Genomic DNA, 15112 nt, shown 5'->3' on the forward strand with positions numbered 1-15112 from the left:
CTGAACGAATCAAGTGTTAGCCTTGTTTTGGAGGCTGAAATGAACTCTTCAGTGAAACGATAAGATTGAATACGAGATGCCCAGGCGCCGAATATTTGCTATCTACATTAAAATAGCCATGACGGAAAAACTGGAATTTATCCTGAGCCACACTGTCCTTAAGTGCGGGTTCCACAAAACCTTGTAAGATTTCAATGGATTTAGGATTAAGCTGATCCAAGAAGCTAGGCTCGGCTTTCTCAACCGTGGAATCCAGACCTTCAACTTCTGCAGCTTCATCTACTTCTTCAGCAGAAATCAGTGGCTCGTATAAACGGAATTCTGCAGGCACAGCTTGACTAGCTTCTACCCAGTGCAGAGTACCTTTTACCTTGCGGCCTGTAAATCCACTGCCACTCTTTGTTTCCGGATCATACGTACAATGCAGTTCAACAACCTCGCCATTCTCATCTTTAATGACTTCATTACATTTGATGAAATAAGCATGCTTCAGGCGTACTTCATTGCCGGGGAACAAGCGGAAATATTTATTGGGCGGATTCTCCATAAAGTCGTCGCGCTCAACATAAATCTCACGAGAGAACGGAATTTGGCGTACGCCCATTTCTTCATTCTCTGTATTATTTTCCGCTTCAAGCCATTCTGTTTGGCCTTCCGGATAATTGGTGATAACAACCTTAAGCGGACGAAGTATAGCCATAGTGCGAGGCACAGTTAACTTAAGGTCTTCCCGGATAAAGTGCTCCAGCATTTGCAGGTCCACTAGACCCTGACTCTTGGAGATCCCTGCCTCGAACACGAACTTACGAATCGCTTCCGGCGTATATCCTCTGCGGCGCAGGCCGGAGATCGTTGGCATCCGCGGATCGTCCCAGCCATCCACATGTTTTTCGTCTACCAGCAGCTTTAGCTTACGTTTACTAGTCATGGTTTGAGCGAGATTCAGACGGCCGAATTCATATTGATGCGGAACAGAAGGCATCTCACATTCCGCTACGACCCAATCATAAAATGGGCGTTGATCTTCAAACTCAAGCGAACAAAGGGAGTGAGTCACTCCTTCAATAGCGTCCTCAAGTGGATGAGCGAATGTATACATCGGATAGATGCACCATTTATCCCCTGTATTATGGTGATGCGCATGAGTAATCCGATAGATGACAGGATCACGCAGATTAATATTTGGTGAAGCCATATCGATCTTGGCACGAAGAACCTTCTCACCATCTTTGAATTCCCCTGCCCGCATACGGCGGAACAGATCCAAATTCTCTTCGATGCCGCGCTCACGATGTGGGCTGTTCTGTCCTGGCTCCGTCAGCGTTCCCCGCAATTGGCGAATTTCATCCGCGCTGAGGTCATCTACATAAGCTTTGCCTTTAGTAATTAATAATTCGGCACGTTTGTACATTTCCTCAAAATAATCCGATGCAAAACGCAGCTCTTCCCATTCATAACCCAGCCACTTTACATCTTCCTGAATGGAGTTCACATATTCCGTATCTTCTTTGGCAGGATTCGTGTCGTCAAATCTTAGGTTAGTCTTGCCACCGAACTCGTCCGCCAGTGTAAAGTTAATCCAAATCGCCTTGGCATGTCCGATATGTAAGTAACCGTTCGGCTCCGGCGGAAAGCGTGTGACAACTTCTTTTACTTTACCCGTACGGAGGTCTTCGGTAATAACATTTTTAATAAAATTGGAGGGGGTAGTACGGTTCTCCACAGCTATCAACCTTTCGTTCTGTAGTGTTACACTACTTCTTGTATAAACATGTTTCCTACTAATATACCCGTTAACTGTAGATTGTTCAATAAAAGGGGGCACATGGCCTGGATCAATTTTTAGCATCTTTAGACCTTTTGACTTCTCTGCGGGCGATAGAGTAGCATGATAATCATAAGAAAAAATCCATAATCATACATAAGGCCTTGTGCCGAAAAGGAGGCAACCGCTTGTTTAATTATGTCATCGACGAAGAGCTTATCTTAAAGCCACTCATGCCTGAGCATGCTAGGCACATATTCGCGTTAGTGGAGCGCTCGCGGGAACGACTTAGGCAATGGCTTCCTTGGGTTGATGCCGTTACGGAACAGGATCACACCCTTAATTTCATTAAAAATGCTATAAAACAAGGCACCGACAATGGCGCCTTCACTGCTGGACTTTGGGTCCGCGGCGAGCTCGCCGGTGTCATTGGGTATCACCAGATTGACTGGCATAACCGTTCCGTAGGGATTGGTTATTGGCTTGGTGATGGCTATGAAGGCAAAGGTTATATGACCAGTGCCTGCCGAGTTCTAGTAGACTACGCACTGCTGGAAATGGAGCTGCAGCGGGTAGAAATTCGCTGCGCGACCGCCAACGTAACTAGCCGGGCAATTCCTGAACGGCTTGGGTTTGTGCTCGAAGGTGTGATCAGACAGGCAGAAAAGCTGCCCGATGGCTACGTGAATCACGCCGTATATGGTTTATTGCGTAGTGAGTGGCAACTGCTCGGCTAAGTTACGTAAGCAAAGTTAAACAAACACACAAGCAGAAATAAACCTGGCTGGCACACGCCCCCAGGTTTATTTTATTGAGCAGACCAAGACTAGATCTCTGGCATACCCAGCTGTTTTCGAAACTTGTTCCGCACTACGGCTGAGAGGGCTTCCAGCTCCACAAGCTCTGCCAGAGCAGCTTCCTCTTGCAGCCCAACCTGCATTAAATGCAGTACATGCGCCACAGACGCATTGCTGTCTCCATTTTCTTTTTTGACAATTGCATCGCCGGTTGAAATCATTCCTTCACGAAGTACACGCAAGTAAAATCCGCTATACCCTGTATCCAGAACTTGAGCCGGGAGATCTGCGGGTCCATGCTTTTGTGAGATTTTGAAGCAAGGGTATCGTGGCTGGCTGACCTGAAGCAAAGTGGTGCCTATTTCATATACATCGCCAATACACACCTCTGTCTCCAGCAGACCCGTCGTGGTGATATTTTCTCCAAAAGCCGAGTACTCCAGTTTCTTTCCAAGCTGCTGTTCCCAATAAGAATAATGCTCAATGGGATAGGCGCATACCGCCTTGTCAGGACCTCCATGATGTTTAAGATCTGCCTGACCATCTCCAACAAATCCATTGGTATGCAGCCGAACCGATCCTTCTACAGGCGTTTTATAAATTCCGGTCTCCAAAGGTTTCCCCCGATAATCCACCGTCACCGGCCGACCGACGTTAAGCGAGATGATCTCCATATCCATTTCCTCCTGTCAGCATGCAGCTCATAAATACCTCATCCACATAACGGCCGCCAAGATAAAACTCCTCCCGCAGACGCCCCTCTTCCACAAAACCGCATTCCCGGTAAAAAGAAATCGCTGATTCATTACAGGATAATACACGCAGGCGAAGCTTGCGAATAGCATGCGCCGCAGCATGTCCCTTAATGGCTTCCATGAGCTGCCGGCCGATGCCTAAACGTTGATAGTTCGGATGAACAGCAATATTAACCTCGCACACATGCCGGTTGCTCTCCATTCTACTAGGGCAGCCAAACCCGACATATCCACATAGCTTGTCATCTTGCAGTGCTACGAGCTGAGAGCCCGGGGGAGCATTCAGCAAGAAATCCTCTTGTGAGCGCCACAACATAGGTCCCGGGCTAGTGTCCTCTGTCCAAATCAGATGGTCCAGATCAATCAGTTCTCGCACGTCTTTAATCTCTGATGGTCTAATAGTTAACCTTGCCTTGTTGATTTGTTTCATAAGATGTACACCCCTTGCCTTGCACCTCTATAGAATTCACAGCAGATGTTGGAATCCACTATGTATAGTTATCCTACGGACCGCTCTAATGAATGGCCTTTACGATTGAATAAAGCATGGATGACGAAAAATCCTACAGACAGCAGCGCCATCGCACAGGCCAGCCAGGCTGTTGGTGCCAAACCACCGCTATCATAAAGTCTGCCCATGAAGTAAGGGCCAATGACTCTCCCGACCGCACCAATCCCTCCGCTTAGTCCCAAATAAAATGGTGCGCTGCGCCCCGCATGATCCGAGATAAAGGATGGCATCGCTGGAGAAATCAGCATTTCTCCCAGTGTAGCAAGCACCATTCCAAGCACTAAACCAGGATAATTAGGCATCCACAAAAGAAACGCATAGCCACCCAAATAAAACAGGGCACTTGCAGTCATTTGCGCCGTTGAGGTAGACGCGAACCAGCGCTTAATCATTGTTACCAATGGCTGCGCTGCAAAAATCAAAATACCGTTCAGTGTCCAGAGAAAACCATAAGTTTTCTTAGGCCAGCCCTCTGAAATAATGAACGGAGATACACCTGTATTCCAGATAGAGTTACCGAGAAGCAGGAACAAAGAACCGATCCCCATATAAAGATAAATACGAGTATGCCCCATTAGCTTCCACGTGGATTGTTTCTCTGGTTCATTCTTCTGATGCCCCATTACCTCATGCGCAGGTTCTCCACCGATTTTCTTCAGATATACAAAAAAGAAACCCGCAAATACAGCCGAGGTTACACCATTCATCACAAAGCTTAGCATATAAGAAATATCGGCCAAAAAACCACTTAATGCCGTACCCAGTGCTACACCAATATTATTGGCGACATAAATAACATTAAACAGCTCACCACGCTGCTTCGTGAAACGAAAGCCGATAAATGCCTGAATGGCAGGTAATGATAAGGAATTAAATAATCCTACCAGTCCCATTGCAACCATAAATAACGTCCAGTTGTTACTAGCTGCCGGCAAGGTGAACAGTGCCAAAGCATTCATGGCGAGCGCTCCGACAATCAGCCGGTTAACGCCTACCTTATGATAGAGTGAGCCCCCGAGTAGTTGACCCACGATCCCACCAACCGATTGAATAAGAATCACCAGTCCAGCATCTGACATGCTGCGTCCAAGCTCATCAAATACATACATCGTAACGAGCGGCCACATCAGCGCACTACCTGTTGCATTAATTAGGCTGGCAATTAGAAATATTTTCACTTCTTTTGGATATGCCTGTAAAAACTTCATAAGTAGTGTACATCCCCTGTTATATATGTGTCATTATTCCATCCAGTATCATCCCAAAACAGGGTTATGAGCAAGCATACACATTGACGTTTTATCGTGATAAAGTATGCATGAAATCTAGAGGATAAAACGAACATATCGCATGAATTATCCCGTCTCCCTTGGGGTTCACGTCCGCAGTCCTTCCTAGCTCTAATATCTATTCTTATTTTAAAGCCGTGGCTGTCGTCCGTAAAGCAAACTAAACAAGAAGAAACTGATTCGCTTTTAGAAAGACAGGGTAATAGAGCCTAGAAACACTCCCCCTTCAAAATTCGCCGTGATCCGATTTCGTTCCCCCGAGCGCGGATATATCACGGCGGATTTTTTTGTGTCTACATAACAAAAAGCACCCCTAAAACATTAACGCCACCAATAAGGCAGACCTTGAATGTTCTATGGAGTGCTCTATAAGACGAGCTTAAGCGTGTTTTTTGACACTGCTGCCGGACATGCTATCTACGGATTGAATAGCCGTAGGTGCTTTACGCAAGTATGCCATCCAATAGGCAGCTGCGACAAATATTGCTCCACCCGTTAGATTGCCGAGCCAGACGGGAACAAAGTTAGTGAAGTATTGCCCCCATGAATAGTAACCTTCAAAAATAGCTGCTGGAATTAGGAACATGTTAGCTACAACGTGCTGGAATCCGATCGCAACAAAGGCCATCGTTGGGAACCAAATACCAAGGATTTTGCCGCTGAAGTTATCTGCTCCATAGGAGAGCCATACGGCCAGCGCAACGAGCCAGTTACAGCCGATACCCGAAACAAATGCCGGAAAGAATTCTGCATCGATTTTATGACCAGCCATATCCACCAATTTCTCTAAATACACACCCTCTGAAGTTAAACCCACCACATGACCGAAGAAATAAGCTACAAATAATGCCCCTGCCAGATTACTAATCGTAATGAGCAAAAGATTCTTCACAACTTCCCAGAAAGAAATCTTCTTAGCCATAAAAGCGAGCGGCACGGCCATCATATTCCCTGTCAGCAGTTCTCCACCTGCAAGGAGTACCATGATCAGCCCAACGGGGAAGACTGCGGCTCCGATAAAGTTAGCAATGGAACCCCATTCCTGTGGTGCGCCAGCAATGACGCGAATATCCAATAAAAACCCGAGCGCAATAAACGCTCCTCCCAAAAAGCCCAGAATAAGTACGGTACTTAGCGGATTATGAGCTTTTTTTATGCCATTCTCTACAGTTACTTCGGCAATTTGCTGCGGTTTGCTATAAGCCATGGTTCCTATCTCCTTCATCTATTTACTTCAAATTTGTTCCTTTATGACCATTGTAGCGTGTCGTAAAACACATTAACGTGATAATTATCACTTTGAGAAAACTAAGTGAAAGTTTTCACTGACATGTCAAATTTACTGCGACCTGTGCACAAATAGAAGTTTATGTATGACCGACTAAGCCAGCATATCTTGTTTCGTTGGATTACATTTGAGCGTACGCAGCAGCTATCGGACACAGTTGTCCTTATATGCAGCTATATCTCACTGTAGCTATACCTCACTGTAGCTATACCTCACTGTAGTCATACCTCACTATCGGCATTCTATCGGACTCGGATGACTCTAATCGTAGCTTTTGAGCATATTTGGCCCACACCCGGACATCGGACCCAGATGCCCCTAATCTTAACTTTCGAGCACATTTGGCTTGCTATCGGACCCCATCGTCGCTATTAGCACGAAAAACACACTAGTTGTACCTCGTTCTATGTAATAGCTGCACTGGAGTCCGAAATCACGCTCAAAAGGCGATTAATTGCTATATAGCGCCTTCTGAGTCCGAAAGCTTCTGCGGAGGGATGATGACTCAGCACGATCGGACTCAGATGCCCCTAATCTTAACTTTCGAGCACATTTGGCTTGCTATCGGACATCGGACTCAGATGACCCTATTCGTAGCATTTGAGCACATTTGGCTCGCTATCGGACCCCATAGTCGCTATTGCCACCAAAAACACAATAGTTGCACCTCATTCTATGTAATAGCTGCATTGGAGTCCGAAATCACACTCAAAAGGCGATTAATTGCTAAATAGCGGCTTCTGAGTCCGAAAGCTTCTGCGGTGGGCGTTGACTCAGCACGATCGGACTCAGATGACCCTAACCGTAGCTTCTGAACACATTTGGCTTACTATCGGACATCGGACTCAGATGACCCTATTGGTAGCATTTGAGCACATTTGGCTCGCTATCGAACCCCATAGTCGCTATTGCCACCAAAAACACACTAGCTGTACCTCATTCTATGTAATAGCTGCATTGGAGTCCGAAATCACGCTTAATAGGCGATTAATTACCAAATAGCGGCTTCTGGGTCCGATAGCTTCTGCGGTGGGCGTTGACTCAGCACGATCGGACTCAGATGACCTTATTCGTAACTTTCGAGCACATTTGACTTGCCATCGGACCCCATAGTCGCTATTGCCACCAAAAACACACTAGTTGTACCTCATTTTATGCAATAGCTGCATTGGAGTCCGAAATCATACTCAAACAGCGATTATTTGCTATATAGCGGCTTCTGAGTCCGAAAGCTTCTGCGGTGGGCGTTGACTCAGCACGATCGGACTCAGATGACCTTATTCGTAACTTTCGAGCACATTTGACTTGCCATCGGACATCGGACTCAAATAACCCTAATCGTAGCTTCTGAACACATTTGGCTCGCTACCATCGCCGAAGCCATTGGATTGTACCTACCTATGCAGCTAATCATTCTGCACCTAACAAAAAAAGCAGCAACCCTCCCGTTACAGGAGGATCGCTGCTTCTCTAGCTTTATAAGGTTGTCTTTTTCCTCAATAAATCACTCAGGAACAACGTTCCTTTTTAAACCGTTACAGCCTCTTTGCTTGGTACTGTTGTCGGCAGTGCTTGAAGACCCACTGTATTCAGGAAGTTCCAAGGTTTGTTGTAATGCGGTTGGAAGAAGAAATCGATAAAGGCTAGTTGGTCGATTGTCATATGATTTTGAATGCATACAGACACTGTGTTGATCGATTGCGTCAGATCCATCTTGGACATAATTTGTGCCCCGAGAATACGGCGTGTGGCGCGATCAAACACTACTTTTAACTGAACCTGCTCAAAGGTTGGCATAAATTCTGGACGGTAATTATCAATAATCATGGCGGTTTCCACGTCCATTCCTTCAGCCTTAGCTCCTTCTTCAGTAAGCCCTGTTGCAGCGATATTATCTTCATAAATCTTAATGCCCGAAGTCCCTTGTGTACCCATATAAGGAATGGTCTCTGTTACCAAGTTGCGTGCAACTAAGGTTCCCATCCGCACAGCATTGGTTGCCAGTGGGATATAGGCGTGTTTGCCTGTAGGGTTGTAGTGAATCGCACAGCTGTCGCCCGCGGCATATACATCTGGGCAGCTAGTCTGCATATAGTTATTGACCACAATGGCACCATTAGGCAGCATATCGACTTGACCTTTTAAGAGTTCAGTATTAGGACGGAAACCAATGCAGAGAATGACCAGATCTGTTTCATGCTCTCCTTTGCTTGTAATAACCTTTGTTACCTTACCATCTTTGCCCGCAAAAGAGCTGACCTTCTCATTCAGTGCCAATTTAATCCCATGATCCTGAAAAGATTGTTCGATCGGTGCAGTAAATTCTTGATCCAGATATTTACTCAAAATGCGATCTTCACCATCAATTAGCGTAACTTGCTTCCCATTCATTTGAAAAGCTTCCACCAGTTCAACGCCGATATATCCAGCGCCGACGACGGTGATTTTATTCGCTTGTTTAGCTTTTTCTATAATAGTGTTGGAATGATCATAGTTCTTGGAAAGTAAAATCCCCTCGAGTTCAAATCCTTCAAGCTTCGGCACAATCGGCCATGAACCTGTAGTCATAATCAGCTTATCGTAGGTGTCAGCGAACTCGTGGCCTGTCTCCAGATTGCGTACACGCAATGTTTTGGACTTCGTATCCACTGCAGTTACTTCATGACGCATATTGGTCTTTACGCCAAGCTCTGCAAGCTTTTCTGGTGAAGAATAGAATAGCCCCTCTGGGTCTTTAACCACTCCACCTACATACAAGGCAATTCCACAGGATAAGAAGGAAATATTATCATTACGCTCATATACAGTAATCTCGGCATCCGGGTAAAGCTGAGCAGTATTCACAATTGCGGCGGTTCCGGCATGGGTACATCCAATGACAGCTACTTTCATTATTTCTTCCTCCTTCAAATGGACAATCGGGTTATATATTTGACTTGCATGACCGATCAATGATGGAATCTGATCAACAATGGGTTAGTTGTGATTTATTTCACTTTATAAATTGATTATATTGTGATATTTATCACATTACAAGTCTTTTCCGCCTATATCCTCAAATTATTCACAATTTTAAGTTTTTTCCGCCACTGCTGCCGAATGCGACGACCTCATTAGCTTTGCCACGTGAGAGGTACATTATGATCTGCATTTGCAGGAATCCAAAGGAAGCATAAAAAAGGCTTCCCCTCTAATACAACAAGGAGAAGCCCTTTATTAAACACTTTTACACCAGACCGTGAATCTCTCCGTCCTCGTCCATCCATAGTCCCTCAGCAGCTGGCTTAGCTGGCAGACCTGGCATCGTAACGATATTGCCTGTAATAACTACCGCAAAGCCTGCACCAAGCGAAAGAGTAATATCTCGGACACCAATCGTAAAACCTTCCGGTGCTCCGAGGAGTCTAGGCTGGTCGGAGAAGGAATAAGGCGTCTTCGCCAAACATACTTGAAGATCATTTAGCCCAAGCCGCTCAATAACCGCCAGACTACGCTTAGCCGCCGGAGAAAAGTTCACTTCTGCCCCGCGGTAAATCTCACGGACAATTTTGTTGATTTTGGATGAAATGTCGAGATCTTTCTCATACAAAGGAGCAAAGTGGCTCGTGCCACTATTATTCAAGAGCTTGTTCAGCTCAGAAGCCAGCTCCTGTCCACCTGCACTACCTTCCGCCCATACTTTTGAGATTGCAGCCGGCACGTTTAAATTGCGGCAGGCCTCCAGTACATCGTTAATCTCGCCCTCACTGTCCCCTTCAAAATGATTAATGGCAACTAAAACAGGGACTCCAAATTTACCGAGATTCTCTACATGGCGTTCTAAATTCACCAATCCCGCGCGCAGCGCCGTCCGATTCTCGGTTAGAAGCTCACCTTTAGGCACACCACCGTTATATTTCAAGGACTTAACAGTTACGACAAGAACAGCAGCAGAAGGGGTTAACCCGGCCTGTTGGCATTTGATATCCATGAATTTCTCTGCACCAAGATCCGCTCCGAAGCCTGCTTCGGTGACCACAACATCCCCTAGCTTAAGGGCATAACGAGTGCCAATAACACTGCTGCAGCCATGAGCGATATTCGCAAACGGACCCCCGTGCACAATAACAGTCGTACCTTCCAGAGTCTGTACCAAGTTTGGCTTAACTGCTTCCTTAAGCAGCGCTGTCATCGCTTCAACGGCCCCGATTCGCTCGGCTGTTACCGGTTGTCCCTCTTGGTCATAACCAATTAGAATACGGTTCAAACGCTTCTTGAGATCAATGAGGCTATCGCATAGGCATAACACAGCCATAATCTCAGAAGCCGTTGTAATCTGAAAGCCACTTTCCCGTACGGCTCCGTTTCCGTCTCCGAGCCCAGTCACAATACTGCGCAGGCTGCGGTCATTCATATCCATGACACGTTTCCAAACGATACGCTGCGGATCCAGTCCCAGCTCATTGCCTTGGAAGATATGATTATCAATCATTGCGGACAATAAATTATGCGCAGAAGTTACCGCATGAATATCACCGGTAAAGTGCAAATTAATCTCATCAGCCGGAACAATCTGCGACTTCCCGCCGCCTGTTGCACCGCCCTTCATCCCTAAGCAAGGCCCGAGCGACGGCTCACGTAAAGCAGCCACAGTCTTCACACCTGCTGCATTCATTGCCTGCGCCAACCCGATGGTTGTTAAGGTCTTACCCTCGCCAGCAGGGGTGGGATTCACCGCAGTGACCAGAACCAGCTTGCCATCTGGCTTGTTTTTCATTTCCTCCCATAAGGATGGCGAGAGTTTGCTTTTATATTTGCCGTATAGTTCCAGATGCTGCTCGTCGATCCCTGCTTGTGCTGCTACCTCTGTAATTAACTTCATGCTTGTATAAAACCCTCCTGCCGTTATTATCCTGCTGTACTCCACTTTTTTATGCATGTTCGCACAGTTGCTATATTCTCTTCAAAGGATACATGGTCTTTTTAAAGCGTCAAGTATAATTTATCACAATAAAAATTCAAGGCAATCTCCATTAATCCTTTTAAAAAAAGAAAATCCCCGCGAGCATCGGTCGAAACCGAGTCGAAGGGATACTTGGAAGATCACTCTGCAACTAACCCCATAAAGGGTCTACAGGAGTGACTCAATATGTTGTTTCATCGTTTCCGGCGATTCTTTGGGCTCCACACGAGCCACTACATTGCCGCTGCGATCAATAAGAAATTTCGTGAAATTCCAGCTAATGTCGCTGCTGTCTCCAGCACCAGGCTGCTGCTCCTTCAAATAATTGAAAAGCGGGCTGGCATCCGGTCCATTAACATCAACTTTGGCGAAGACCGGAAAGGTAACTCCATAATTAATCTGACAGAATTCCTCAGCCTCTTCACTCGTACCTGGCTCCTGACCCGCAAACTGGTTGCAGGGGAATCCTAATACTACAAGTCCTTGATCGCTATACTGTTCGTATAGCTTCTGAAGGTCTCCATACTGTGGTGTAAGTCCGCACTTACTAGCCGTATTAGCAATCAGCAGCACCTTACCTTCATACTCCGCAAACGGCACTTCTTTACCCGAAGGTGTAACGCCGGCAAAATTGTAGATCGACATCTTTATTCCCCTTCCTTCCTTGTACTTGGACTACACTACGTATCTTACCCGAACTGTAAGGGAATGCAACTTCTGAACTCTTTGTATTGCCATAGAAAAAGCAGCCCTACCCATTTCATAGGACTGCTCTCTGCGTCTGTGTTATTTCGATACCGGAATTGCGTCATAATATTCTTCCAATGTAATATCCTTCTCATTGATATAAGTTGCAATGTCCTTGCCTACATAACGGATATGCCAAGGCTCGTACTTATATCCGGTAATGTCTTGCTTACCTTCAGGATATCTGATGATAAAACCATATTCCCCTACATGCTTGGCCAACCACTCGGCTTCCTTCGTCCCACCAAAACAGCTCTCGGCGGCACACTTGCCATCACTTCCCGAGACATCTATAGCCAGCCCGGTCTGATGCTCGCTATAGCCGGGGACTGCACTGTAAGTACGGGCTTTTTCTTCCCCATCTCGCTCCACATAACGGTTATACAAAGTCGTCTGGGTTGCCTGTGAGCGGTATGCAGAAACGCCTGCTAAATAAATTCCGTCTTCCTCTGCACCTGCGAACATCTTCTCCAAGGCTTTGGCAGCTTCACTTCGCATCATACGCTTTTCGATTTTCTCTTTGAATGTAAAACGGACATCAGGATAGACAAGATCCGTTGGTTTATAATTATCAGGCAAGCCGTACTGCTTATTTACCATCACTGTAATACTATCAGGCTCTGCAGAAATAGGATCTGGAACACTACCCGCATTATCACCGCCTGATTCAGGCGGATTAGAGGGTTCAGATGGATTAGATGAATCTGGAGTATCAGATGGATCAGCTACTGCCGGGTCTGTAATCCCCCCTCCATCACTTTCCCCCGTATTCCCAGGCTCACCTTGAAGATTATCCCCCACATTTATATTAGAACCGTTACTCTCCGAAGCAGAAGGAGACGTGTACTTTCCTATTCCCCAACCGACAGCAATAACGACAATTAACAAGATTATAATTTTAAATTTTTTTGACATCTGTAAGTTCTTCCTCCTCGAAGCCGAACATTCTATTTATCTATTAGACAGGCTTTCCTTCATAAATGTTTCACTAAGAACCTAATTTAAAAATAAAAATCAATATGTTCCACGCTATAAAATAAAGGTTACCATAGGTCATTAGCTTCAGCGCTAACTACCCTATGGTAACAAGTTTCATCTATAAAACTCTACTAACTTTATCTGGAAGTGCCGCGACCGCCGCTTTTAAAGCCACCGGATCCATTGCTACGGCCACCGCGTGAAGATCCACCACCGCTGTTGCGGCCGCCTTTGCCAGCAGCGCCACCCTTGGCACCGGCGTATCCACCTTTGCTGCCTTTACCACCTTTGCCGCCTCTAGACGGGCCCGCACCGTAGCCGCTGCCTAAGCCGCCACGTGGAGTGCCTCCAGTGTAGGCACCGCCGTCCGCTCCTCTAGCTACGTTCTCACTGTAGCCAGTGCTTGGGCCGCCCTTCCGGTTCGCACCGCGCGAACCGGTGCTAGGCGTTGCCGCGTTGCCGCTGGCAGACGCTTCGCCTCTGGAGGCGAAGGCGCCATAGCCGCCGCCTACTCGCACTACGCCGGCAGCCTTGCCGCCGCCCTTAGGAGCAGCAGCGTCATAACCGCTGCCGCCACGCTTGCCAGCCGCCGCATCGGAACGACCGCGGCGTCCTTCTGCAGGCGTGCCCCAGCCGCCTGCTTCTTTACCGCGGCCACGGCCACCTTGCCGCGCTCCGCCTTCGCCGCGCGGAGCTCCGCCGCGGCCAGAGCCGCCGGTCTTCGGCCCGCGGCCCGTGCGCGCTGCCTCAGCGCCGCCGCTTTGGCGACCGCCGTGGCGTCCGCCGCCTTGCACAGGGATGAATTCGCCAACGCCGAATTCATCCTTCTCGTAACGGCGGCGATCCAGCCGCTGCGAGATGCCATGCTCGATCAAATCCAGACCCTCTTGATCACGTGGAGATACGAAAGTAATTGCAAGCCCTTTGCCTCCAGCACGGCCAGTCCGTCCGATCCGGTGAATATAGCTATCCACATCAAGTGGCATATCATAGTTAAAGATGTGAGTAATACCTTCAACATCCAGACCCCGAGCTGCTACGTCTGTCGCTACTAGCAGCTGCAGCTTCGCATCACGGAATCTTTTCATCACACCTTCACGTTTACCTTGGGACAAATCACCGTGCAGCTCGTCACACTCATAACCGGCTGCTTGCAGCGCTTCGTTCAGATTGGACACCCGCCGTTTCGTCCGGCAGAAAATAATAGCCAAGTAAGGACGATCCCGTTCAATGAGGGATTTGAGCGCTTCTTCTTTATTACGGTCCGAGCATTCCACTACTTGCTGTTTGATATTATCCAGCGGAATTGGAGAACCACTCTTAATGATGATATCCAGTGGCTCTTTCATGTAATTAGCAGCGAGACGTTTAATCGGATCTGGCATTGTCGCGGAGAACAACATAGTCTGACGACGATAAGGCACAGCCGTAATGATTGTCTCAACATCCTCCAAGAAGCCCATGTGCAGCATTTGATCGGCTTCGTCCAGAACGAGCATTTTTACGCCGCTAAGATCCAGCGTCTCCCGGCGCATATGATCCAAAAGTCTGCCCGGTGTACCGATGATAAGATGTCTGCCGCCTTCCAGCTTGCGCAGTTGCTTCTCTACATCCTGACCACCGTAAACCGCCAATATTTTGATATCCGTATGACGCGCCAGCTTGCGTGCCTCTTCTGTAATCTGCAAAGCCAGCTCACGTGTAGGAGCCATAATCAGCGCCTGAGGATAAGCCCGCTCCGTATGGATCTTGTCCATAATTGGCAGCAAAAAGGCCAAAGTCTTCCCTGTACCTGTCTTCGCTCTAGCTATTACATCCAAACCCTGCACCAATGGCGGAATGGCTTCCTGCTGCACTGGCGTAGGCTTAACAATGCCTTGACCTTGAAGCAATGTACACAGTAATTCTGAAACTCCTAAATCTTTAAATCCCGGCAAATTCTCCACCTCACTATTTTCTCGGTTTAATTTGATTACATCTCTTTCTTAACTTCCGTCTTCAAAAGCCCTGTATGAGGCAGCCTGCATAGGCTGTCCTGTT

General features: G+C 47.1%; 11 protein-coding genes. 1 reads left to right on the forward strand and 10 read right to left on the reverse strand.

Translation table 11 applies throughout. The annotated features are described in order from the left end of the window. Nucleotides 1-16: 16 nt before the first annotated feature. Nucleotides 17-1723: a glutamine--tRNA ligase/YqeY domain fusion protein gene (locus MKZ16_RS30735; protein ID WP_036682422.1), complete on the reverse strand. Its 1707-nt coding sequence runs from the start codon at nt 1721-1723 to the stop codon at nt 17-19. 230 nt (nt 1724-1953) lie between these two features. Between MKZ16_RS30735 and MKZ16_RS30740 the strand changes: the two genes are divergently transcribed. After that, on the forward strand, nt 1954-2502 hold the full coding sequence (locus tag MKZ16_RS30740; protein ID WP_036681941.1) for a GNAT family protein: 549 nt from the start codon (nt 1954-1956) through the stop codon (nt 2500-2502). 89 nt (nt 2503-2591) lie between these two features. Here the strand turns inward: MKZ16_RS30740 and MKZ16_RS30745 are convergent, their stop codons facing one another. From MKZ16_RS30745 to MKZ16_RS30785, 9 genes are all read right to left on the reverse strand, one after another. After that, nucleotides 2592-3236 carry an MOSC domain-containing protein gene (locus MKZ16_RS30745; RefSeq protein WP_081388015.1) on the reverse strand — a complete coding sequence of 215 codons (645 nt, stop codon included), beginning with the start codon at nt 3234-3236 and terminating at the stop codon, nt 2592-2594. After that, nucleotides 3217-3747: a GNAT family N-acetyltransferase gene (locus MKZ16_RS30750; RefSeq protein ID WP_076106975.1), complete on the reverse strand. Its 531-nt coding sequence runs from the start codon at nt 3745-3747 to the stop codon at nt 3217-3219. Before MKZ16_RS30750 ends, MKZ16_RS30745 begins: the two co-directional genes overlap by 20 nt. 68 nt (nt 3748-3815) lie before the next feature. Next, nucleotides 3816-5036, reverse strand: coding sequence for an MFS transporter (locus MKZ16_RS30755; protein WP_076099687.1), 1221 nt, complete (start codon nt 5034-5036; stop codon nt 3816-3818). A 460-nt stretch (nt 5037-5496) separates the two neighbouring features. After that, complete coding sequence (locus MKZ16_RS30760) at nt 5497-6324, reverse strand: formate/nitrite transporter family protein (RefSeq protein ID WP_036681949.1); 828 nt, start codon at nt 6322-6324, stop codon at nt 5497-5499. A 1608-nt stretch (nt 6325-7932) separates the two neighbouring features. Continuing rightward, the gene (locus MKZ16_RS30765) at nt 7933-9297 is read right to left on the reverse strand and encodes an FAD-dependent oxidoreductase (RefSeq protein WP_038573671.1); all 1365 of its coding nucleotides are present in this window, start codon (nt 9295-9297) and stop codon (nt 7933-7935) included. A gap of 334 nt (nt 9298-9631) precedes the next feature. After that, nucleotides 9632-11266 (reverse strand): formate--tetrahydrofolate ligase, encoded by a 1635-nt coding sequence (locus MKZ16_RS30770; protein ID WP_076105034.1) that lies wholly within the window; start codon nt 11264-11266, stop codon nt 9632-9634. Nucleotides 11267-11515: 249 nt separating this feature from the next. Next, a complete protein-coding gene (locus MKZ16_RS30775; RefSeq protein WP_036681956.1) occupies nt 11516-11992 on the reverse strand; it encodes a glutathione peroxidase in 477 nt (158 codons plus the stop codon). A gap of 141 nt (nt 11993-12133) precedes the next feature. Next, on the reverse strand, nt 12134-13009 hold the full coding sequence (locus MKZ16_RS30780) for a M15 family metallopeptidase (RefSeq protein WP_076105035.1): 876 nt from the start codon (nt 13007-13009) through the stop codon (nt 12134-12136). 200 nt (nt 13010-13209) lie between these two features. Then, complete coding sequence (locus MKZ16_RS30785; protein ID WP_076105036.1) at nt 13210-15009, reverse strand: DEAD/DEAH box helicase; 1800 nt, start codon at nt 15007-15009, stop codon at nt 13210-13212. Nucleotides 15010-15112 lie beyond the last annotated feature (103 nt).

The sequence above is a fragment of the Paenibacillus sp. FSL R5-0928 genome, assembly GCF_037970385.1.
Classification (GTDB): Bacteria; Bacillota; Bacilli; order Paenibacillales; family Paenibacillaceae; genus Paenibacillus_AQ; species Paenibacillus_AQ odorifer.